Genomic DNA, 22656 nt, shown 5'->3' with positions numbered 1-22656 from the left:
CAGCGGCCGCCGTCAGGGCGGGGCACTGACGGCGGCCGCAAGCGCGGGGACGGCGCGGCCAACTCCCCTTCAAACCGTGCCTTTTCCTCGCGCGATACCGTCCTCGACGGGCCGAGGAGCGCGGGAGCACCTCGGCTGGAAGACCGCGAGGACGGGGGCCGGGTCGCTGTGAGTCGGCGCACGGCGGCCCGGACCACACTGGACCATGGTCTTCGCTGTGTGGCCCTGGGGCCGGGGGCCGATGGAAACCCGCAAACAGCCGCATGCATCGCAGCGGGGTCTCCACTACCACCCACCCTAGCCCCCACCACAGCGACGGCACCCCTGCGCGTAGGCCATATTTCCCTCCGAGGGACTCACTCAGGCGGCAGCCCATGCTCGAGGTACGCCACGCTGCCGGCGCCCCGCGCAGCCGCAGCGGCTCGGATACGGCGTGCGAGGCGAGGAATCGTGAGGCTGTCGACTGCGTCCAGGGGATGGAAGGCGTACGACTTGATCTCGGAGTCCTGCAAGACGATCTCGGCCTGGAGCCGCTCGGGCAGAACGCCGCCGTCGAAGAGGTAGAGCACCTTGTCGCCCTCGGCGGGGCTCGGCGCCCAGTCGACGACCAGAAGGCGTCCGACGGCCGGTTCGATGCCGAGCTCCTCCCGGACCTCGCGGACACACGCCTGGAAGGGCGACTCGCCCGTCTCGACGTAGCCACCGGGGATGTCTCGGTAGTCCTTGTACGTCGGCTCAAGGAGCATGACGCGGCCCTGGGCATCAAAGAAGAGCGCGCCCGAGGCCATGCGCGGGCGCGCCATCTTCGCTTCGTGTTCGTTCTCGGTCTCGCTCATCCGACCGAGCCTAACCAGATCAGATCACTCGAAGCCTCTCGGCCAGGTCAGCCACCGAACGCGTCGGCCGGCCACGGGTCCCGCGTACCCAGCCGAGCACGATCTCACGGCTCATGTAGTGATGGCGGACCTGCTCGGGAGCCATTTCCTCGGCGTCCAGGACCACGTCGAGCGCATCATCCGTGCGGTTCCAGGCCGTGAGCGCTCGTGCCACTTCGAGGTTGTGCCGCACCCGGCGCTCGACGGGGAGCCCGCTCGTGTCGACCTGCGGCCCCAGCTCCGCCGCCACCTGGAAGTCCCCCAGCTCCCCCGCGGTCGCCACCTTGTGGATCGCGACGTTGGTGGGCCCGAAGGCCGTCCACATGTGGTTGCCGTCAGCGCCCAGCCGCGTGGCCATCGCGTCGGCCTCACGTAGGAAGGCCTGCGTCGTCGCACGGTCCTCGGCACGAGCCGCTGCCATCGAGCCCGTAAGGAAGAGAGTTCCGTAGACGGACAGGTACGCAGGACTCGCCTCGCCCAGTCCCGGCTCAAGGAAGCCGGCCGCGTCGCTCACGAGCTGCACCGCCGTCTCGTATCGCCCGGTGGACAGGAGGCAGTGCGTGACCGATCGGAAGAGCGACCCGACGACGACGTTGTTTCCGCTCTGCTGGGCGGCAGCGAGTCCGCGATCCGCGGCCATCCAGGCGAGTTCGTTCTCCCCGAGCTTGCCGAGCACCATCGCGGCACCCTGGTAGGTCAGGGCGAGCAGTGCGTTGGCCTCTTCGCTCTCCTCGCCCGGGTACGTACGCGCTGCGAGCAGGGCATCCGAGAGGATCAGGGGGAGTTGGCGCGTCGCGAAGCCGTACTGGGAGGCCTGGTAGGCGTCCCAGACCTCGCCCACGTCGGACCTCAGGGCGGCCAACGACGGGGGTGCTCCATCCGCCGGCACCCCGAGGAGCGGGGTCAACTGGCGGTAGTCCATGAGCGCTTCGCGCAGGGCCGGGACCGTACGGCGTCCGCTGTCCGCCGACCACTCCAGCAGGGTCGGCTCGCCGATGAGGTCGCCGATGGACACGTCCAACGCGTGAGCCAGGGAACGGATCACGGAGAGTCGGTCCAGCTCGATGCGGTTGTTCTCCGCTTTGCCGAGCCAGTCCGCGGTGCGGCCGACGAGTCCGGCCAGCACGTCTTGGGAGATTCCGCGGCGATGGCGGTACCACGCGACCCGCTCGCCGATCGTCAGTTGCTGCGTCATTCCTCGCATGACTTCAGCCTCGTCTCGGTTCGCAGAGAGACCCCGGAAAGATTTTCCGGGGTCTACTCGTGAGCGGCTCATAGCGTCGTGGTTGTCGGGAGCCAGACACCCGCAACGACCACGAAGGAGCACGTCCATGTCTCTGGCGGCAGGTGAGCGGCATCAGTTGATGATGACGCTCGATGCGCCCTCCACGGAAGTAGGCCAAGGCGTTGGGCCAGGCCTACGTGCCCGGCGTCTCTCGAATGGAGTTCACGACGTCTTCAAGCTGCTTGACGCGCTCGACAAGGCCGGCGAGTTCGGTCGACATGCGCGCCACGTCGGCCTGAAGGTCGATGACGCTCTGGGCGGCCTCGCGGGGCCCCGGCTTACCTGCGGCGGGGTCGCGGACGTAAGTGCCGCTCCCCGGAACGCCTTCCGTCAGCCCCTCGGTATTGAGCTGCGAGTAGGCAGTCTGCACCGTCATGACGGCGACGCCGAGCTTCTGCGCGTGCCCCTTGGCTCCAGGGAGCTTGGCCCCAGGGCTGTACGTCCCTGCGGCGATCTCGGCCCGGAAGTGGGCCGCGATCTCCCGCGACGTGGGCTTCCTCTTCGGCTCTGACTCCATCCCGAAAGCGTACTTGACCTAGGTCGCTTGCGGCCCGAGGTGGAGTGCGCTTGACGACCAAAAGCAACCTAGGTAGCTTTCAGTCGTCGGACAAGCAACCTAGGTTGCTTGTCGGGTCGCTTAGGCGCGCGACATGGCCGTGCGCAAGCGCCTCGCCGGGCCCGCTTACACGCGGCCTGAGCGGCAGCACCGCCCTACAGCCAGTAGGGGAGCGGCAGAACAGCCCGTCGGCTGTCAGATCCGGTGCGAACAACTTGGACAGCGGTCCACGAGCGCGGAACCGAACTTCGCAGGCTCGTGAGTGCATTGGCACTGAGACACCGAATCCCGAGCGGGGGCGACTCCCTGCGATGACCGGTCGGTGGATAGGACGGCGGCGGCACGTTTTCCCACTGTCGCCACGGACGGACTAGGCGATCCCTCACGTTGGGCGTGAGAGCCGAAACGGACGATGTCACGGGATACACGGCCGCAGGGTCGAAGACGATCTGCGGCCGGACAACGCACGAGGGCGGGCCCGCCATGGGCCCGCCCTTCGTCATGCGGGCAGGGCACCGGCGTTACCTCGGTGGCCTGCCCGTTTGATGAGGAATCGGAGCGGTCTCCCCGGGTGGCACCCCGAGGAGACCGCGTACAGGCACCTATGTGGGAGGCACCTGTGATCACGAGTCTGACAGATGCGGAGCGGGCCGAGCTGGACCGGAAGGTTCACGAGGCGAACCAGCGCAGCCAGGCCGACGCCCGTGCGCGGGGCGGCCGTTGATGGCCGGCGCCGAGCACGAGCGCACGAAGCCGCCGCTGCCGGTGCGTCCGCCGCGGCCTCATCCGCATGCGGCCGTGACCGGCCGCTGATCCAACAGCCCTGATGGTCGTAGGCCGGGTTCGACTCCCGGCCAGGGCGCTCCGGTCGCCGTCGGCGGCCGCGCCGCCCACGTGGGCGGCCTTCGTCTCGTACGGCGCGAGCCCCCGGAGCGGCAACTCCGGGGGCTCTGTTGGGGCCGTACCTGTTCCTAGGGAGACACGACCCATGAAGCTCATCGTTGCTGTTCAGACGGCCGTTACCGATGATCTGGCCGACGCGGAACCCTCCTGGCAGGACCTGCACGCCATCGAGCTGGAGCGTCCGCTGATCGACGCCGAGGTCGACCTGCTCGACGTACAGATCAGCCTGTTGGACCGACCGGTGTCGGAGCTGGGGCAGCGTCGACTGCGCCGGGCCACGAACAAGGTCCTGGCCGAGCGTCGCAAGGCGTCCAACCGGGGCGTCGCGGTGCGTGCGGGTGACGTCGCGTGATCGGGACCTCTTCTGCGACGGTGTCGCCGCGCAAGCTGACCCGTGGTCAGGCAGGCGTGCTGACAGCGGCATTCGTGCCGATGGCCGCGACCGGCGGATTCGGCGCGATCGGCACGTTCTCCAACATCAGCCACATGTACGGCAAGGGCACCGCGGCCGGTGCGGTCGCGGCCGGTGAGGGTGCCACCGCGGTGCTCGCGCTGGTCCTGCTCGGGCTGACGATGCTGGGCCAGGCGTCCCCATGGCCGGTGCGCGCTGGTCTGTGGGCACTGCCGGCCGCGGCGTCGGCGATGTCGGCGATGGCCGCGCCGGATGCGGCCCGGATGGTCATCTACGCGCTGACGCCGATGGGCATGTCGGTGTCCGCCGAGGGCGCCGCGTTCCTGGCCCGCCGCATCGTCGTCCACCGTGACGGCCGTGACCCGGAAGCCGAACGCAAGTCGGCCGAGCTCGTGCAGGCCCTGGCGTACCACCGCGCGCGGGCCGCGAACCACCCCGACGAGAAGGTGCAGGCGGCTTCGGAGCGGGAGTCATGGAAGCTCGCGGAGAAGGTCGGCGTCGGTGACGTCACGCTCGGCGCGCGGCTGGTGAACGTACAGCGTGAGCGCGTGACCGAGGGTGCGGACGCGGCGCTGGCCGCCATGTTCGGCACGCCCGTCACACCGACCGTCACACCCCTGGAATCTGCCCCCGTGACGGCGGCGGCCCTGCCGCCCTCGGACAGTGCGGACGTCACGGAAGACACGCAGGTCAACGCCCTGCCGCCTGGTGACGACGGGGAGCGTGACGAGGGGCGTGACGCCCCCGTGACGACGGCCGACAAGCCGCCCGCCGAGGACGCCGAAGAGGCGTGGGGCGAGGAGGTTCATCTCCCCGCCGTCACGCTCGCTGACGTGGCGATGGTCGCGGGTGTGACGGTTCCCGAGCCCGGCGCGACGCTCACCGACGAGCAGCTCGTCGTGGTGCTGCGGTTCTTGCGGCACTCGTACAACCCGCCGCTGTCCTACCGGCAGGCCGCTGCCGAGTTCCGCGGCCAGGGCTTCAAGGGCGCCGAGGACCGCGTCCGGGAGGCCTGGACGGCGCTGATGGCGACGGAGAGCACCCCGTGACGCCACACAGTTCTAGATCAACGGGAGTTACTCGATGAACCCCAGCTCGACGCGGACTCCCCGAGAGGTGGAGTACCACTACGTGCTGACCATGAAGCTCGACAACGGCTCGCTCGTCTCGGCCGACGGAACCGTCCTCGTGCCGCCGGACGGAGACCGCGCGGGCATCCTCAACTACGCCCGCCAGGTGATCCGCAAGGACACCGGCATGGACGGCATCGTCACGTTCTTCACCTGCGGCCCCAGCAAGCTCCGGGAGGGATGCGCCCATGGGTGACTCCCCTGTCGGCCTCACCAAGGACCGGGAAGCCGAGCAGGTCAGCACGGCCCCGAAGAAGCAGAAACGGCCGATGCGGTCGCTGTCCGAGGAGGAAAAGTGGGTCGTGGGCGGCCTGGCCGTCATGGTGCCGGCCGCAGGCCTGCGCTACCGCGACGAGATCGAAGCCTGGGTCGCCGACAACAAGGTCTGGCTCATCGGCCTGACCGTGCTCTTCCTCGGCTCCTGCGTCGTCGCCATGGTCCGTGCGGCCCGCCGCAAGCGACCGCGCGACGAGAAGCAGCTCACCGCGCAGCCGACCGCCGTGTTCGGCTCGGAAGGGCTCGCCTCGCCCTCCCCTGCTCCTGTTCCGGCGCTGGGCGAGCCGGTGCCCGCTGATGAGGCGCCCGCGCTCGCCGCGGCGCTGAAGCTGGACTACTCGGGCGGCAAGCCCCGCACGGTCCGTCGTGGACCGGTCGAGCTGGGCGAGGAGTGGGTGATCGAGCTGCCGCCCGCCGGGGTGTACGGCGACGTGGCCACCAAGGCTCCCCGGATCGCTTCGTGGCTCGGCGTCCCGGACGACCAGTTCACGATGCGCCCCGGGGCCAGCTCGCGCGAGGTCGTCCTGCTCGTCCTGGACGAGCCGCTCTACAGCCGCGTTCCGGCGCTGCCGGATCCGGCCGAGGCTCTCGCGCGCGGCATGCTGCCGCTCGGCTACGAGATGAACGGCCAGGTAGTGGAGATCCCCTCGCCGGTCGGGAAGACGCAGATGCTGGTGGCGGGCTCGACGGGCGGCGGCAAGACCGAAGAGCTGAAGTGGCTCGCCTACGTCGCCCTGGTCCTCGGCTGGGATCTGATCATCGTGGACGCCAAGGGCGACGGGGACTTCGCGTACCTCGAAAAGGCCTGCCTGATATACGAGGAGGTTCCGGACCACCGGCGGATGATGGAGATCAACGCCTACGTGGAAAAGGAGCACCTGCGGCGGGCTGCCGCGAACTCGGAGTCCGTTCGCTCGGGCGCCGGGAAGGCGAAGCACCGCCCGCTGCTCTTCATTCTCGACGAGGTCAGCACCTACACGGACGAGGCCGACTCCAAGAAGGAGGGCGCCGAGTTCGAGACGAGCATGAAGACGCTGTCCCGCAAGGTCCGCTCGTCACAGATTCTGATCGTGCTGGCGACACAGAACCCGAAGGCCGAGGTCATCAACACGTCCATTCGCGGAAATCACCGCGTACGGATCGCCTTCGGCTGCGCGGACCGTGACCAGTCCGAAGTGATCCTCGGCGGCGGTACAGCCAAGGCCGGATACGACGCGTCCAAACTCCCTGGAATCGCGGGCGCCGCTGTTCTTCAGGTCATGGACAAGAACAGCGAGTTCCGTGGCTTCATGGTCAGTGACGAGGAGATCAACGCGGCCGTTGATGCGCGAGCCGATGAGCCGCGCGAGGACGAGCCGGAAAACGTCGCTCTCGTCCGCGAGGCCTACGGCGACGACGGCTTCCTTTCCACCACGGAATTCGCGTCCCGGCTGCGCGCCCTGGGCGTGAACATTCCCGAGGGCGACGACGCGGCCACCGGAAAGGCGGTCTCTGCCTGGCTGGCTGAGGCCTTCGGCCGGCCGATCCCGGCGACCCAGGAAGGCCGCGTGCGCGGCCGCCATCTGCGGGACATCGTCGCCCGCTAGCCACCGTGCAACCCACCGTGCGGGCACCGTGCGGCTCCTGTGCAACCACCGTGTGCCGCACGGTGCTTCACGGTGCCCGCACGGTGCTCTGCACGGACCCCTGCACGGTTCATGACCTGCATGAACACAGGAGAAGGGGGAGTGAGAGATGAAAGGGTCCGGGATCGGGATCCTGGTGGCCGGATCGTCCCTGATCGCCATCACCGCGATGAGCCTTCAGGGCAACCCCGCCGTACGCGGCAAGCAGACCGCCGTGGGCGACCGGGTCAAGCCCGGATCGGTGCCCGCCCAGTACGAGCGGATCATCAACGCGTGGGGCAACGAGTGCGACGCCATTTCGCCGCGCATTCTCGCCGCGCAGATCAAACAGGAATCCAACTTCAACCCCAAGGCCACCTCGCCGGTCGGCGCCAAGGGAATCGCCCAGTTCATGCCGGGCACCTGGCAGTCCTCCGGAATCGACGGCAATGAGGACGGAAAGCGCGACATCTGGGATCCCGAGGACGCGATCCCGTCGGCCGCCCGCTACATGTGCTCCGTCTCCGAGAACCTGAAGGGCGTTTCCGGAGACAAGACGCGCCTTGCGCTTGCCGGATACAACGCCGGTACCGGCGCCGTTCAGAAATACCGGGGAATCCCGCCGTACAAGGAGACCGAGAAATACGTCGCGACCATCATGAAGTCGGCCGCGAGCATGGGCCAGCCCGTCGCTAACCAGTCCCGCATCGCCGTCGACGCCGTGAACTACGCCTCCCGCCAGATCGGCAAGGACTACGTCTGGGGCGGAAACGGCGACCAGGACGGCGGCTTCGACTGCTCGGGCCTGACCAAGGCCGCTTTCGCGCAGGCCGGAGTAACGATTCCCCGCGTCGCCAACGACCAGTACTCCTACCTGGAACAGCAGGGCGCCCTCGTCGAGAAGGACGAACTCCAGCTCGGCGACCTCGTGTTCTTCAGCCAGAAGAAGAAGTCCGGCAAGGCCGGGCCTCGCGATATCGACCACGTCGGCATCTACATCGGCCGCGGGCACTTCCTCGACGCCCCGCGCACCGGAGCAAAGATCCGCATCGAGCCGATGTGGTGGGACACGTTCATGGGCGCCGGACGGGTCCACCCCGACAACGCCCAACAGGCCTGAGAGGGGAGGGCAATTGATGTGCTACGTGACCGACGAAGGCGCGGTCAATCTCGTTGAAGCAGCCCGGAATTCCGACACCCTCGCCGCGCTGTCCGCGCTGGTGATCCTGCTCCTGATCGTCGCCGGGCTCTCGTCCTGGTCGGCGCTACGCGCGGCCCGCGAGATGCGCAGGCTCCGCGCCGAATCCCCCGCACACCCGCACTACGAGGCCGGGCCGATGCCCGGCTCGCACGACTCCAGCAACCCGAACCCCAGTTGGGAGAACTGACCATGAGCAAGTACTCCGAGACCTTCCTGTGGGCCGCCGAGGGCTGCATCAAGAAGGCCGACGGCACCCAGGATTGCTCGAAGGGCGCCAAGACCGTCCTGAAGACCATCAAGGACACCGGCCCCGACCTCCAGCCGGTGGCCGGCCTGCTGCCGCTGTACCAGATCGTCGCCGGGGTGCTGCTCGGCGCAGCCCTGCTGGTCATCTTCGGCGGCGCGATCGTCACCGTGACCCGCGGCGGGTTCGCCGCCGGGTTCAAGAAGGACGGCGAGGCCCTGAAGAAGGCCGCGATCACGGTCGGCGGCCTGGTCCTGCTGGCCCTGGCCGTACTGTTCCTCGGCCCGGCCCTGACGACCGCGCTGGGAGGCTGACATGGCTGACCCATGCGCCGAGATCTACGGCCGAGCCAAGCAGTACTGCGAGCGCGGCGAGAGCGGGAAGCCGCCCAGCGACGGTGATTCGTCGCTGGGCGGCATGTTCGACCCGGTCAGCAGCGCCGCCGACTGGCTGTCGGATCAGGCGGCGGCCCTGTACCGGCAGATGGACCGCCTGATGATGTCCGGGGCGTCGCCGCTGGACGGGTTCGACGCCCACGGCGTCGCGGGCGTCTACAACCCGGTGGCGGGCCTGAGCCTGCTCATCGGAACGATCGTCCTGTTGGGCGGGATCATCTTCTGGATGGCCCGCCCTTCGGGGCCCAACTTCCGCAAGGCCGGACAGGCCGGGGGCCGCTACCTGGGGCTGATCCTGCTGGCGACCGCGGCCCCGATCGTCATCGCGTTCGCCGCCTACGGGCTCGGCCAGCTCTCCACCCTCGTCTACGCCGACATCGCCGACCATCCCTTCAGGGGCATGGAGAAGACGCTGATCGGCTCCGACGGCAACCCCTGGGGCCGCATCGCGCAGTCGCTCGTGGTGGTCGGGTCGATCGGCCCGCTGTGGCTGATGTGCCAGCTCACCAAGGTCGGTGTGCTGGCCGCGATGGTGTTCGTGCCGCTGATCGCCGCGTTCGGCGTGAGCCGCGGCTGGTTGCAGTCGACGACCCTGCGGCGCCTGGTGCACCTGGTCTGCGTCGTCTACCTCGCGCGCATCCCGGTCGCCATCGTGCTCATGTTCCGGCCCCTGATGCCCAAGGGCGCCCTGACCGACCTGCTGCTGACCGCATCCACCGGCCTGGTCTGCGTGTATGTGCTGGTGAACCTGCCGTCGGTCGCCCAGAAGGCCACTGCGCGGATCACGCGGATGCCGAAGGTCAAGGCCGACACGGACGGCCGCACCACGGTCACGAAGATGCCCGCCGACCGCGAGCGCACGATCCACGCGAAGAACCTGTCCGCCCTGCACACCCCTGGCAACCGGCCCTGGAGCAAGCCCGATTCAGGCACGCCGGATGCCAAGGCGCAGCGTGCCGCCGAGCCCCGGCCGCGCGTGAACCGGCCGACCACGATGACCGAAGAAAGGAGCCGACGTGTCCGAGTCCCGGACGTACCTGCTGGACCCGCTGTACGAGACCGAGACCCTCAAGCTCCCGCCCACCGCGGCTGACTACATGGTCATGGGCTCGGGCGCCCTGCTCAGCTTCACCGGCATGCTCGCCGCCTCCGGCAGCATCGGCGGCATGCTGGCGAGCCTGGCCCCCGGCGCCATCGCCGGAGCCGGTGCCCTGATCAAGCTCGGCGACGCCACGGCCGTGGAACGCATCGGCCGGCGCCTGGGCCACAAGTCCCGCACCCGCGCCCTCAACCCGCGCGGCGACGAGAAGAACGCCCAAGTGCCGAGCCCGCACCACGCGGCCTTCACCGGCGTGCAGGAACTCCGCTTCCACCAGCGCGAGCGCGCCGCCTTCCCGCAGGCCCACGGCCGCACGCTCGCCGCGTTCACGTGGACCACCGACGGCGCCGCCCTGAAGGACCCGACGCGGATGTACCGGGCCCATGACGAGCTGGCGGCCTTCCTGGAGTGGGTGGCCGCCACCTGCCCCGGCGCGTGCGTACGGATCGTCCACGAGGTCACCCCCTACGGCGCTGACGAGGACGAAGCCCGCACCGCCGAGACGAGCGAGCTGGGCGAGTCCTACCGGCAGCTCGTCGACATGGTCGGCGAGGCCTGCGACTTCCACACCACCGTGATCGTGCTGTCCGTGCCCGCACACGGCGACGAACTGGAAGAAGAGCACGGGTGGCTGGAGGCGGCCCACGAGCACGCGGGCGCCTGCGGGATGGAGACCGGCCCGCTGTGGGGCATGTGGGCCTGGTCCCAGGCCCTGCCGCCCGAGCTGACCGACGGCCCGTTCGAGGTCCACGAGGACCACTTCCGGGCCGCGGGCCTGCTCCACGCCACCGCCGACGTGAGCGACTTCCGCCGCGGGCAGCGCTCGGCATCGTTCTGGCGGCCGATGGTCACCGCCCTGCCCCGCGTGCGCCGCACGACAGTTGTCGAGTACCTGCCGCAGGACCGCCGCCGCGCCGAGAAGCGCCTGGAGACCGGCGAGATGCTCCGCACCGCCACCGCCCGCAGCGCGGACGACGCCCGCCGCGAGAAGACCTCGACGCGGACCGGCCGCAGGGCCGCCGATCTGCACGAGGAGGACCTGGAGAACGGCGCCACCTACGTGCAGGTGGCCGCCCGGATCACCGTCCACGCCGCGGCCGAGAAGGAGCTGAAGGCCTTCCGCTCGCAACTCGAGCAGACAGCGGTGTCGGCCGGCGCCCGGCTCACGTGGATGGACCGCGAACACGAGACAGGGTGGCGCTCTTCGCTGCCCCTGCCCGGAGGGGAGTTCACATGCTGACGACCACTCGGCAGGCCATCGGGCTCTTCCCCGGCTACGCCTGCCAGCCGGTCACCGACGGGGCCCTGATCGGGGCCTCGCTGCTGGACGGCTCACCGTTCCGCTTCACCGCCGTCGACTGCGACCAGGAAGTCCTCCCGAGCACCGGGGCGGCCCTGCTCGGCACCCTCGGCGGCGGCAAGTCCACCAACAGCAAGGTGCTCGCGCTGCGCGACCTGGCCCGCACCGGCCGCCGCTACGCGGTCCTGGACGCCAAGGGCGAAAACGGCGTCGGCGAATGGGACTCCATCGCCTCCGCCCTCGACGTGAAACCGGTCCGGTTCGGCGAGGGCGTATGCATGAACCCGCTCGACGAGCGGATCCCGCCCCTGCACCGCGTGCAGCTGGTCGCCGTGCTCGCCGAACTCGGCGGCCAACAGCCGCTGTCGTCCGGTGCCCGCATGGCACTGGACGCCGCCATGGACAGCCCGCAGGCCACCACACTGTCCGGGCTGATGCACGCGGTCACCTCGCTGTCCCACGACGCGATCCCCGGCCGCTTCACCGACGAACAGCTCCTCGGCTTCGGCCAGGAGGTCGTCAAGGCGCTCTCCGTGTTCGTACAGTCCGCGACCCGCGGCATGCTCGACGGCCCGACCTCGCTGTCCATGGACGAGCGGCTGACCATCTTCGACTTCAGCCGCATCGACCGCACCTCCATCGCGCTGCCCGCGCTGATGGCCGTGGTCGGCGTGTTCCTGGAATCGGTGTGGCTGGCCCAGGGCGGCGCCGCCTACGGAATGCACTCCACGCTGATCGTGGAAGAGGCCTGGCAGCTCCTCAAGCACCCCGCCACCGCCGCGCTGCTGCAGCGGATGATGAAGTACTCCCGCCGCGAGGCCCTGTCGGTGATCTCCATCGCGCACTCCGCGAAGGACGCCAAGTCCGAAGAGGCCAAGGACCTCATGCGGCTGGCCTCCACCCGCGTCTTTCACCAGATGGACCCCGAGGACGCCGAGCTGTGCCGCAGCATGTTCGGCCTGCCCGACTGGGCCGTGCAGGAGATCCCGCTGCTGGGGCGCGGTCAGGCCATCTGGCAGACCGGCCGGCACATCAACCTCGTCCAGACGCTCGTCACGGACTTCGAGCGCAAGCACTGCTACACCTCCAAGCGCCGCGACGCCGCCCAAGGCCTCCCGGCCGCGAACGAGGCCGAGCAGGCCGCCGGTGAATGGGCCTGGCCGATGCCGCCGAACGTCATCGACGCCCGGCACGACGAAGCCCTCCAGGCCGCCCGCGAGGGCCGCCACGCGGAAGCCTCCGCGCTCGCTGCACTCGGCGAGAGCCAGGACATCAAGGCCCATGGCATGGGCTCCGACCAGGTCGCCCAGTGGCGCCACACCTGGACCCAACTCGCCGACCTGTCCAAGCGCCCCGCCTAAACGGCCGGTCGCTGGCACGCACAACCCCACTCCCGCTCCGTAGCGCAGACCACGCCTGCGCTCCTCGCTGAGGAGGTCCCCCTCATGGCAAAAGGTCCCGCCGTCATAGGCGTCCTGACCGAACCGCCCCGGCCGACCTGGTGGAAGGCCAACCGGCACATCGTCCTGCTGATCCTCGGCCTCATCGTCGGCTTCCACCTCGCCAGCCCCGACAGCGACGCCAAACCCCACCACCCCAAACCCACCCCCACCAGCACCGCGCCCGATCACACGCCGACCCCGAGCGCATCGCACTGACAGAGGAGCCCACGTGTCCACCATCGACCCCGTACAGCTCGCGCGGGATGCCGCCGAATCGCTCCGGGCTTTCAACCACCGCACCTTCCCCGGCGGCGACCGCCCGGGCCTGGCCTCGGCCCCGGAGGCGTACCGCGTATTGGGCGCGCTCAGCGCGCTCGCCGAGCGCCTGACGCAGGCCCTCGACCAGATCGACTACGCCCTGAAAGCCCACCACCGGCTCGGCCACATCACCGCTGACCACGGCACGGCCGCCGAGCACATCGCCACGGCTGGCACCGCCCTGCTGGATGCCGAGAACCATGCATGCGCCCTGCTGGCTGCACTCAACCGCGCCTGGTCCGCCACGAACCCCCTCGGCCACACCGGTCCGATCCCGTCCTAGGTGCGCCAAGGGCGGCCCCCACCGTCTCGTCAAAGTCGCGGGGCCGCCCTTGTCCACCTGCCCTCAACAGACCTGTGGAGGTCTCCAGGATGACCCAACCGACCGACCTTCGGCGAGTAGCCACCCGCGCTGATTGCCGGAATGAGCACCTGAGCACCGCCCTGACGCTCGCCGCCCGCGGTGTGCCCGTGATGCCGCTGCGCGTCGGCAAGGCCCCGTTCGGCAACTGCCCGGACTGCGCCAAGAACGCGTGCGGCGGCCGGCCGAACATGAAGCAGGTCGGCCCCTGCACCTGCCCGCGCCCCTGCCACGCTTGGGCCGCCGCAACCACCGACCCGGCGACGCTCACCTCCCGCGCGTGGGCGGACGCCTGGCGGCAGGCCGCAGCCATCGCCTACCACCCCGCCGGCATCCGCCTGACGGTGGTCGACCTCGACAACGCCGCCGCCATCGCCTGGGCCCAGACACATCTGCCGCCCACGCGCACTGTCCCCACCACACGAGGACAACACTGGATCTACGCAGGCACTATGCCGTCGGCCAACGGCGTGCGCCCGGGCGTGGACGTCAAGTCCCGCATGTCGTACGCCCGGTGGCTGGGACCGGGGTCCGGACGCCTTGCGCCCTTGCCCGATGTGGTGCGCACGCTGGCCCCTACCCGCCCCACACCACCTCGGCCTGCGCAGCCCCTCGCCGTGCCCGCGGGTGCAGGTGACGGGCAGTGCCGGCACCGCAGCCCGGCCTTCCTTCAGCGCGGCATCCACATGGCCGAGCAGCGCATCCGCGCGGCGACCAGCGCCGTGCACAGCACCGTCTACTCCACGTTCCTGGCCGTGCTGTCCACCCACGGACGCTGCGGCTGCCTCACCGAAGCCCACGTCGCCACCTTGTTCGCCGCCGCGCAGGACAAGGGCGAAACCGTACGCCACTGCACCGAGGCCTGGGCCAACGCCCGCGCCACGTTGGGACTCTGAGCATGCCCGAGGACGACAAGACCCCGGCCCGCGCAGTCATCACCGACTACGCCAAATCGCACTTCCGCTACTTCCGCACCGCCGACGGCACCGTCTACGCCCAGCAAAAGGGCCACCCCATCGCCCGCCCGATCCGCTCCCAGGGCACCTCGGGCAGCCACCGCCAAGAACTCATGGTCGGCCTGTTCGAGGACGGCCACGGCGCATTCAGCGGCACCGCCTTGAAGGAGGCACTGGACATGATCGAAGCACTGGCCATGCGCGAGGAAGTCGAGCGCGTACACGTCCGCGTCGCCCCCGGATTCGACGGCGCGACCTGGCTCGACCTCGGCCGCAACGACGGCAAGTCCGTACGCATCCACCCCAACGGCTGGGACATCGCCGTACCCGACCCGCACGAGGTCCGCTGGCGCCGCACCCAGCTCACCGGCGAACTCCCCCTCCCGGCCAAGGACACCCAGGGCAAGGGCATCGACAAGCTGCTCAGCCTGTGCAACTTCGCGGACGCCGCCACCGAATCGCTGGTCGTCGCCTGGCTGATCGGCTGCCTCAGCCCGACCTCGCCCGTCCCGGCGCCCTTCCTCACCGGCCCCCAGGGCGCGGGCAAGTCCACGGCCGGCCGCATGCTCACCCGGATCATCGAAGGCATGAGCGGCGACCTGCGCCGCGCCCCGCGGGACGAGGAGAACCTGATCGCGGCCGTGGCCGCCGGGTGGGTCACAGCCCTGGACAACCTCTCCTACCTGACCCCGGACATGTCGGACGCGATGTGCTGCATCGTCACGGGCGCCGAGACCGTCAAGCGCGCCCTCTACACCGACGGCGACGTCTCCATCGCCCGCTACCGCCGCCCCCTGCTCATGACCGGCATCGACGTCGGCGTCATCCGCCCCGACCTCGCCGAGCGCCTCCTGCCCCTGCGCCTGGAACGTCCCAAGGTGCGGCGTACCGAGGCCGAGCTGTGGGCCGAGTACGAGCCGGTCCTGCCCGTGATCCTCGGCTCCCTGCTGGACCTGACCGTGACCGTCCGGGCCACTCAGGCGGAGACCCCGACGGACCTGCGGATGGCGGACTTCGCGCACCTGTGCGCGCAGCTCGACGCGTCGACCCACCTCGGCTCCCTGGCCGCCTACCGGGCCAGCCTCGACGACCTCACCGACGACGTCATCGAGGGCGACCTGCTCGCCCAGACCACCCTCAAGCACGCCGAAACCATGGAACCGGGCGAGGCCGAGCAGCTGTCCTCGACGGAATGGCTCGACAAGCTCACCCGCCTCTATGTGGGCGAGGACTGCCGCCCCCTGCCCAAGGGCTGGCCCACCACCGGCAAGGTCCTCTCCGACCGCCTCAAGCGCATTCAGCCCACCCTCGCCGCCCGCGGCGTCCTCGTCGACTGGGGCCGCACCAGCAAGGCCCGCTACATCGAGATCACCCGCGCCCGCCCCGCCGAGCCAGCACCGCGAACCCCGCTGTTCGACCACTGAGCGGGAGATCAAAAAGGCAAGAAGAGCACCCGGCGGCGCGCGAGCCGAGCGCCCAGCAGGTCAGCCCCGGGTGCTCTTCTTGCTGTTCGGCGGCTTCGCCGCCCTCAAAGATCGCGCCGCGAAGCGGCACCCTCTCTGCTCTTGCGACCGCAGACAAAGGATCACTACTTCCCTCTCTCTTGTCCTAAGGAGAGAGGACCTTCGTCATCCACGACACCGGACCACGAAAACCTGGTCTCACCTGCCCAAACAGATGTGACGCAGTGCCGGAAGCCTGCGTCTTCACGCGTCATCAGCGTCACCGCCAAACCATCGCGCCCTGTGACACACCGATGACGGTCTCCGACACCTGCCGTCATCTAAAACCACAGGTCACACCCCGTTCTGAACGCTGATGACGCCATGACGCAGAAATCCCCGACTCGGACACACGCGAGCTTCGCAGTCCAAGTGCTCATCCCGCCGAACCTCGAAGGAGTCCGCTTTGGCCCGCCCCAGGATGCTCAAACTCCCCGAAGTGCTTGCAGAGATCGAGATGAGCCGCGCCGCCTTCTACCGCATGCGTGCCCGCGGCCAAGCACCCCGCCTCCGCAAACTCCCCAACGGTCAACTCCGCGTCAGCCGCGCTGATCTGGACGCGTGGTGGGAGACGTGCGGGGACCGCGCTGCCTGAAGCAAACCGTTGCATTGGGCCCGCGCTCAGCGCGGGCCCTCATTCCTACCTGGAGAGAGATGCTCACGTACGACGTCGTTATCTGGTCCATCCGGCGCCGTCCAGGACGCCCCAAGCCGTGGGAACTTCGTTGGCGCGTGGGTGCTGAGTCCCAGTCCAAGAGCTACACGACCAAACCCCAGGCTGACGGCCGGCGCTCCGAGTTGATGACCGCGCTGCGCGAGGGTCAGCGGTTCGACGACGAAACCGGGCTCCCTGAGAAGGAACTCGCCGCCCTCTCCATGCCGACTTGGTTCGAGCACGCCAAGGCCTACGCCCTGATGAAGTGGCCAGGGGCCGCCGCGAAGCACCGTGCAAGCATCGCGGAGTCCTTGGCGGTGGTCACGCCTGCGTTCATGACGACCCGACACGGGAGCCCCGACCCTAAAGTCGAGCGAGCGGCGCTCTACCAGTGGGCCTTCCGAGCAGTACGTGACAGCAATGGCAACCACGTACTTCGCTGCGATGCCGAAGAGCCTCCCGCCGACATCAAAGCTGCGCTCGACTGGATCGCTGCCAATTCGCTCAAGGTCGAGGAGGCCGCGCGACCGGAGCACATCCGTGCTGCGTTCACTGCGCTCTCGAAGCGCCTGAACGGGAAGCCCGCCGCAGAGAACACGGCCAACCGCAAGCGCATGGTCCTGAGCAATGCGTTCCGCTACGCCGTGGAAGAGCGCCAGCTACTGACCCGTCACCCGTTCCTCGCGGTCGATTGGGCGGCCCCGGCCACTTCCGACGAGGTGGATTTTCGGTACGTTCCCGGGCCCAAACTCGCTAACGACCTCCTCAACGCTGTGGCCCAACAGGGCCATCGTGGTGAGCACTTGAAGGCGTTCTACGGGGCGATCTACTACATGGCGCCTCGGCCCGGCGAGGCGGCCACACTGCGAGAGCAGGACTTCACCTTGCCGCCTGAGAGCGAGCCGGATGCGTGGGGCGAAGTGCTGGTCTCTGAAAGTCATCCGGAAGTCGGAGCTGCATGGACCGATGCAGGCAAGTCGCACGACGAGCGCGGCCTGAAGCACCGCGCCCGTGGCACCGTGCGCGCTGTCCCGGTCCCGCCTGTGTACGTGCGCATGATCCGGCAGCACATCGCCCAGTTCGGCGTCGCCCCGGATGGTCGGTTGTTCCGGGCGGCCCGCGGCGGACGGATCACCTCGAACGAGTACTGCGACGTCTGGGAAGCAGCACGCGAAGCCGTGCTCAGCCCGGGTGAGTTCGAGACGAAGATGGCCGATGTGCCGTACTGCCTGCGTCACGCCGCAGTGTCCTTCTGGATCAAGAGCGGCATGGACCCGGTGGAAGTCGCGTACCGCGCCGGCCACAGCGTGGCTGTGCTCTTCCGCTTCTACGCCAAGATCCTCAGGGGCGCATCGGCCGCAGCCAACAAGCTCGTCCAGAAGGGACTTGAGGAGGAAGGGCTCGGCTGATCCTGGCCCACAGATGGCCCACACACGCTGGTCAGAGGTGGTACAGACCCGGCACGGGGTGAGACAGGGTGGGCAGAGAGGGCGTGGCCCCGACTCGGGATCACGCCCTCTGACCAGCGAATACGCTGAGCTGCTGCGGTGGGTGTGGGATTTGAACCCACGGAGGCTCGCGCCTCGACGGTTTTCAAGACCGTTCCCTTAGGCCGCTCGGGCAACCCACCCCGCGCCGCAGCGGTCTTGAGAACCGTCGCGGCGCGGGACCAGCCTAGCGGGTCGGGTCGGGGGCTCGGTCAGCTGTCGCCCTTGCGCTCGCCCAGGGTCACGTCGACCGTGTGCTCCTTGCCGTCGCGCGTGTAGGTGAGCTTCACGGAGTCGCCCGGCTTGTGCGTCCAGATCTGGCCGATCAGGGTCGGGCCCGAGTCGATGGGCTGCTCGTCCAGCTTGGTGATGACGTCGCCGGGCTTGAGGCCCGCCTTGTCCGCAGGACCGTTCGGCGTGACGGCCGCGGAGCCGCCCGCGCCCTGCTCGGTGATCTTCGCGCCGCCGGTGCCCTCCTCCAGGGAGACGGAGGCGCCGATCACCGGGTAGACCGGCTGCCCGGTCTTGATGAGCTGCTGGGCGACCATCTTCGCCTGGTTGATCGGGATGGCGAAGCCGAGACCGATCGAGCCGGACTGGCCCGAGCCGCCCATGCCGCCGCCGCTGGAGGCGGACTGGATGGCGGAGTTGATGCCGATCACGTTCCCGTTGCCGTCGAGCAGCGGGCCGCCGGAGTTGCCCGGGTTGATCGAGGCGTCGGTCTGCAGGGCGCTCATGTACGAGGCCTTGCTGGTGCCCGAGCCGTCGCTGGAGGCCACCGGGCGATCCTTCGCGGAGACGATGCCCGTCGTCACCGTGTTCGACAGGCCGAAGGGCGCGCCGATCGCGATGGTCGAGTCGCCAACCGCGACCTGGTCGGAGTTGCCGAGGGTGAGCGGCTTCAGGTCGTCCGGCGCGTTCTTGAGCTTGATGACCGCCACGTCGTAGCCCTGCGCCTTGCCGATCACCTCGGCGTCGTACTTCTTGCCGTTCGAGAACGTCGCGGACAGCTTGCCGCCGTCCGCGGCCTCCGCCACCACGTGGTTGTTGGTGAGGATGTGGCCCTGCTTGTCGTACACGAAGCCGGTGCCGGTGCCGCCCTCGCCGCTGTTGCCCTCGGCCTCGATCGTGACCGTGCTGGGCAGCGCCTTGGCGGCGATGCCCGCGACGGTGCCCTTGTCGCGCTTGAGATCGGCCGGGTTGGAGGCGGAGACGGTGGTCGAACCGGTGCTCGACCCGTCGCCCCGCTCGGCCGCCCAGTAGCCCACGCCGCCGCCGACCGCGCCCGCGACCAGCGCCGCCGCGATGATCCCGGCGACCAGGCCGCCGCGCCGGCCGCCCGGCTTGGGCTCCGGCTGCTGGTACGACGCTCCCCAGCCTCCGCCGCCACCGCCCGACGCGTAGGCCGGCATGGCGGGCGGCGGGGGCGGCCAGTCGCCGCCGTGCGCGGGTCCCGCCGCACCCGGCGCACCGGACGCGGCACCCTTGGAGGATGCCGCCGACGCGGCGGGAGCAGCGGGAGCGTCCACCGGCACGGGAGGTGCGGACGGGGCCGGCGGTACCTCGGTGCCCTCGTTCTCGGTGCTCACAGCTTTCTCTCCTCGATCCACGGCTGTCGTCGCCGATCCGTCCTGTCTGGATGCTCGGGGCCGGCGACCGTCACGCGCGTCGCCGTCCGGGCATGGTCCTGTCACGGTCCACTTGTGCTGTTGTACGCCGTCAGCCTTTCCCACGGGACGTCAGGCCACCGTAAGACGATCCTGTGCGTCCCCCGCCATCCTTTACGTCCGGCAAAACGGACGCATCCGCTGGGCCGAACTTTTCCTGGTCGCGCGCCGCGCGGTGGCACCATGACGCGGTGACCCTCGCACAACAGCAGCGCATTCAGGTCGTGGCCCACCGCGGTGCCTCCCAGGACGCCCCCGAGCACACATTGGCCGCCTACAAGAAGGCCATCGAGGACGGCGCGGACGCCCTCGAATGCGATGTGCGGCTGACGGCGGACGGTCATCTCGTATGCGTGCACGACCGCCGCATCAACCGTACGTCGAACGGCCGTGGAGCCGTCTCCACGCTGGAGCTCTCGGAGCTCGCCGCCCTCGACTTCGGCTCCTGGAAGGGCCACGACGAGGTCCCCGACTGGACGGGCAGCGCGGCCGACACCTCCGACACCTCCGTCCTGACGCTTGAGCGCCTCCTGGAGCTGGTCACCGACGCGGGACGCCGGGTGGAGCTGGCGATCGAGACCAAGCACCCCACACGGTGGGCGGGGCAGGTGGAGGAGCGGCTGCTGCTCCTGCTCAAGCGGTTCGGCCTGGACGCCCCGGCGATCGACGAACCTTCGCGCGTGCGCGTGATGAGCTTTTCCGCGCGCTCCCTGGCACGCGTCCAGGAGGCCTCCCCGACGCTGCCGACGGTCTACCTGATGCAGTTCGTCTCGCCCCGCCACCGCGAAGGGCGCCTCCCCAAGGGCGTGCACATCGCGGCCCCCAGCATCCGGATCGTGCGCAATCACCCCGCGTACGTCGAGAAGCTCGCGCGCGCGGGTCACCAGATCCACGTCTGGACGGTGGACGAGCCCGAGGACGTCGACCTCTGCGCGCGCCTGGAGGTCGACGCGATCATCACCAATCGGCCCGCCGCGGTGCTGCGCCACCTCGGCAGGACCTGAGGCGGAATCCGGCCACCTTTCGCCCACGCCGTCACAGGGTGTGCCCCGGCGCGTTCGGACCGTATTCGATCGTCACGAGTGCGTCACCGGAAGCGGGATGGCCGGTTTCCGGTCCAGTCCATTGGGGCATTCACACCGTGGCGTGGGGCAAAGGAGGTCTCGGGGGTGGCGTTGGTGGTGGCACAGGAGGTGCCCGCGTCGTCGAGCATGGCCGTACCCCATGGCCCTGCGGGCGTGGGCGCGGCAAGACGTCGCATGCGTGAACAACTGCGCATGAGCGGCGTACCGGAAACGGTCATCGACGATGCAGTTCTCATCCTTTCCGAACTGCTCAGCAATGCGTGCCGGCACGGCCGGCCGCTCGGCGACGACCTGGCCGGCGACGGTGACGTACGCGCCGCGTGGCGCGTCGACGACCGCGGCTGCCTGACGGTCGAGGTGACGGACGGCGGCGGGCCCACCCGCCCGATTCCGGCCACACCCTCGATCACGGCGCACGGCGGCCGCGGGCTCAACATCATCACGGCGCTCGCCGACGACTGGGGCGTACGCGACGGCATGCGCGGCGAGGTCACCGTCTGGGTGATCGTCCACAAGGACGTCCACGCGGAGGCCATGGCGCAGCGCCGGGACGACTTCGCCTCGCGGGTGGCCGCGCCACCGGTCGGGGACCTGGCGGACCTGGCCTTCCCGGACGCGTTCGACGAGCTGGGCTGAAAACCGGCCGGGCGCGGCCAGTTGGGCTGAATCCCCCTCTTGTCAGTACGAGCGGCTAGGCTCGCCGCCGTACGTACGAGAGCCGTATCCGGGAGACACCCAAGATGGCCAAGAAGCGCCCGCAGACCAAGGGCAAGCCGCACGTCACCGCAGGCGAGGTCCCCGTCGTCGGTGCCCGCGAACCCTGCCCCTGCGGCAGCGGTCGCCGCTACAAGGCCTGCCACGGCCGGGACGCCGCGCACGCGGTGACCGAGCTGGTGCAGCGCCCCTTCGAGGGCCTGCCCGGCGAGGGCGACTGGGTCGCGCTGCGCGAGCTGGTCCCCGCGGCGACGGTCGAGCTGACCCTGAAGGACGGCCTCCCCGAGGGCGTCCCCTCGGTGACCCTCGCGACCGTGCTGCCCATGGCCTGGCCGGCGCTGCGCCGCGACGACGGCTCGGTCCTGCTCGGCCTGCAGAACGAGACGCCGTCCGGGGACATCAGCCGCGACCTGGCCGACACGCTGCTGCGCGCGCTGGCCGCGGAGCCGGGCAATCCGGTTCAGACCCGCCGCTCGCCGGCCGACGGCCCGCGCCTTCAGGACGTGCTCGCCCCCGAGGGCACTTTCGAGCCCATCGTCCACACGGGCTTCGAATTCTGGGTTCCGGACTCCGAGAACGCGTCGGGCGAGGTCGCCGCCTCCCTGGAGCGGGCCAACGCCGCGGCGATCCCCACGGTGAAGCTGACCGGCGTGGACAGCGCCTACTGGTGCGAGACACCGGAGAAGAACCACCTCCGGTGGGTCATGCCGTACGCGGAGGAGAAGCTGCTCGACGCGCTGGCGCGGCTGCACGCGGCGGGCACGTCGTCGCTCGGCGAGGGCACCCGCCTGGTGGGCTCCTTCAGGGCGCACGGCCTGACCGTTCCGGTCTGGGACCTGCCCAGCTCGGTGCGGGCGGAGGACATCGAGAAGCCGGCCGCCGAGTTCGCCGAGCGACTGGCCGGCGCGCTGGCCACGGACGCACCGCTGACCCCGGACGAGCGTCGCGCGCGCGGTGGGCTCACCAACCGACAGGTGACGCTCAGCTGACGCACAGATTCGGGTGGGCTGACCGACCAGTCAGCCCACCAGGACGGGACATTTGCTCCGAACCGCGAGGTGAGCCGGGTCACAACTCCCGGTAGTTGCAGGTAAATCCATGTCCGAATAGAAGAGATCGAATTTGCTAACCGGCGATCTCTTGTTACCGTTCAAGTAGCCCGGTTGCTGGTGCATCCCCCGTCGCCAGC

General features: G+C 69.6%; 23 protein-coding genes and 1 tRNA gene. 19 read left to right on the top strand and 5 right to left on the bottom strand.

Annotated elements, in window-relative coordinates; all coding sequences use genetic code 11:
* Positions 1–356: 356 nt before the first annotated feature.
* From ACZ7L4_RS31825 to ACZ7L4_RS31815, 3 genes are all read right to left on the bottom strand, one after another.
* Entirely contained in the window at positions 357–836 is a 480-nt protein-coding gene (locus ACZ7L4_RS31825) for an NUDIX domain-containing protein (RefSeq protein WP_472108009.1), read from the bottom strand.
* A gap of 19 nt (positions 837–855) precedes the next feature.
* On the bottom strand, positions 856–2079 hold the full coding sequence (locus tag ACZ7L4_RS31820) for a helix-turn-helix domain-containing protein (RefSeq protein ID WP_472108007.1): 1224 nt from the start codon (positions 2077–2079) through the stop codon (positions 856–858).
* A gap of 214 nt (positions 2080–2293) precedes the next feature.
* Entirely contained in the window at positions 2294–2677 is a 384-nt protein-coding gene (locus ACZ7L4_RS31815) for a GntR family transcriptional regulator (protein ID WP_472108006.1), read from the bottom strand.
* Between the two features lie 1027 nt (positions 2678–3704).
* Here ACZ7L4_RS31815 and ACZ7L4_RS31810 point away from each other — a divergent pair.
* From ACZ7L4_RS31810 to ACZ7L4_RS31735, 16 genes are all read left to right on the top strand, one after another.
* Positions 3705–3971: a DUF6284 family protein gene (locus ACZ7L4_RS31810; RefSeq protein WP_472108004.1), complete on the top strand. Its 267-nt coding sequence runs from the start codon at positions 3705–3707 to the stop codon at positions 3969–3971.
* 80 nt (positions 3972–4051) lie between these two features.
* Entirely contained in the window at positions 4052–5080 is a 1029-nt protein-coding gene (locus ACZ7L4_RS31805) for a hypothetical protein (RefSeq protein ID WP_472108166.1), read from the top strand.
* A gap of 34 nt (positions 5081–5114) precedes the next feature.
* Entirely contained in the window at positions 5115–5357 is a 243-nt protein-coding gene (locus ACZ7L4_RS31800; protein ID WP_472108003.1) for a hypothetical protein, read from the top strand.
* Positions 5350–7023: a type IV secretory system conjugative DNA transfer family protein gene (locus ACZ7L4_RS31795; RefSeq protein WP_472108002.1), complete on the top strand. Its 1674-nt coding sequence runs from the start codon at positions 5350–5352 to the stop codon at positions 7021–7023. The genes ACZ7L4_RS31800 and ACZ7L4_RS31795 overlap by 8 nt, the downstream gene beginning before the upstream one ends.
* Positions 7024–7171: 148 nt before the next feature.
* Complete coding sequence (locus ACZ7L4_RS31790) at positions 7172–8161, top strand: C40 family peptidase (RefSeq protein ID WP_472108001.1); 990 nt, start codon at positions 7172–7174, stop codon at positions 8159–8161.
* A gap of 16 nt (positions 8162–8177) precedes the next feature.
* On the top strand, positions 8178–8429 hold the full coding sequence (locus tag ACZ7L4_RS31785) for a hypothetical protein (RefSeq protein WP_472107999.1): 252 nt from the start codon (positions 8178–8180) through the stop codon (positions 8427–8429).
* A 2-nt stretch (positions 8430–8431) separates the two neighbouring features.
* A complete protein-coding gene (locus ACZ7L4_RS31780) occupies positions 8432–8800 on the top strand; it encodes a hypothetical protein (RefSeq protein ID WP_472107997.1) in 369 nt (122 codons plus the stop codon).
* Position 8801: 1 nt separating this feature from the next.
* The gene (locus tag ACZ7L4_RS31775; RefSeq protein ID WP_472107996.1) at positions 8802–9974 is read left to right on the top strand and encodes a hypothetical protein; all 1173 of its coding nucleotides are present in this window, start codon (positions 8802–8804) and stop codon (positions 9972–9974) included.
* Positions 9898–11220 carry a hypothetical protein gene (locus ACZ7L4_RS31770; RefSeq protein WP_472107995.1) on the top strand — a complete coding sequence of 441 codons (1323 nt, stop codon included), beginning with the start codon at positions 9898–9900 and terminating at the stop codon, positions 11218–11220. The genes ACZ7L4_RS31775 and ACZ7L4_RS31770 overlap by 77 nt, the downstream gene beginning before the upstream one ends.
* Entirely contained in the window at positions 11214–12641 is a 1428-nt protein-coding gene (locus ACZ7L4_RS31765; RefSeq protein WP_472107993.1) for a hypothetical protein, read from the top strand. The genes ACZ7L4_RS31770 and ACZ7L4_RS31765 overlap by 7 nt, the downstream gene beginning before the upstream one ends.
* An 84-nt stretch (positions 12642–12725) precedes the next feature.
* Positions 12726–12938 (top strand): hypothetical protein, encoded by a 213-nt coding sequence (locus ACZ7L4_RS31760; protein WP_472107991.1) that lies wholly within the window; start codon positions 12726–12728, stop codon positions 12936–12938.
* A gap of 13 nt (positions 12939–12951) precedes the next feature.
* Positions 12952–13323 (top strand): hypothetical protein, encoded by a 372-nt coding sequence (locus ACZ7L4_RS31755; RefSeq protein WP_472107990.1) that lies wholly within the window; start codon positions 12952–12954, stop codon positions 13321–13323.
* An 89-nt stretch (positions 13324–13412) separates the two neighbouring features.
* Entirely contained in the window at positions 13413–14297 is an 885-nt protein-coding gene (locus ACZ7L4_RS31750) for a bifunctional DNA primase/polymerase (RefSeq protein WP_472107988.1), read from the top strand.
* A 2-nt stretch (positions 14298–14299) separates the two neighbouring features.
* Positions 14300–15781 carry an ATP-binding protein gene (locus ACZ7L4_RS31745; RefSeq protein WP_472107986.1) on the top strand — a complete coding sequence of 494 codons (1482 nt, stop codon included), beginning with the start codon at positions 14300–14302 and terminating at the stop codon, positions 15779–15781.
* Positions 15782–16265: 484 nt separating this feature from the next.
* Positions 16266–16454, top strand: a complete 189-nt coding sequence (locus tag ACZ7L4_RS31740) for a helix-turn-helix transcriptional regulator (RefSeq protein WP_472107984.1) — start codon at positions 16266–16268, stop codon at positions 16452–16454.
* Between the two features lie 59 nt (positions 16455–16513).
* Entirely contained in the window at positions 16514–17923 is a 1410-nt protein-coding gene (locus tag ACZ7L4_RS31735; RefSeq protein WP_472107982.1) for a tyrosine-type recombinase/integrase, read from the top strand.
* Positions 17924–18059: 136 nt separating this feature from the next.
* Here ACZ7L4_RS31735 and ACZ7L4_RS31730 read toward each other — a convergent pair.
* Positions 18060–18144, bottom strand: a tRNA-Ser gene (locus ACZ7L4_RS31730).
* Positions 18145–18213: 69 nt separating this feature from the next.
* On the bottom strand, positions 18214–19590 hold the full coding sequence (locus ACZ7L4_RS31725) for a S1C family serine protease (protein ID WP_472107980.1): 1377 nt from the start codon (positions 19588–19590) through the stop codon (positions 18214–18216).
* Positions 19591–19859: 269 nt separating this feature from the next.
* Between ACZ7L4_RS31725 and ACZ7L4_RS31720 the strand changes: the two genes are divergently transcribed.
* From ACZ7L4_RS31720 to ACZ7L4_RS31710, 3 genes are all read left to right on the top strand, one after another.
* Positions 19860–20672, top strand: a complete 813-nt coding sequence (locus ACZ7L4_RS31720; protein WP_472107978.1) for a glycerophosphodiester phosphodiesterase — start codon at positions 19860–19862, stop codon at positions 20670–20672.
* 78 nt (positions 20673–20750) lie between these two features.
* Positions 20751–21389, top strand: a complete 639-nt coding sequence (locus ACZ7L4_RS31715) for an ATP-binding protein (RefSeq protein ID WP_359040562.1) — start codon at positions 20751–20753, stop codon at positions 21387–21389.
* Between the two features lie 104 nt (positions 21390–21493).
* Positions 21494–22456, top strand: a complete 963-nt coding sequence (locus ACZ7L4_RS31710; protein WP_450811482.1) for a DUF5926 family protein — start codon at positions 21494–21496, stop codon at positions 22454–22456.
* Positions 22457–22656 lie beyond the last annotated feature (200 nt).

The sequence above is a fragment of the Streptomyces sp. NPDC107575 genome (assembly GCF_055657265.1).
The sequence above is the reverse complement of the archived record's forward strand: the minus strand, read 5'-3'. Positions and strand labels throughout refer to the sequence as shown.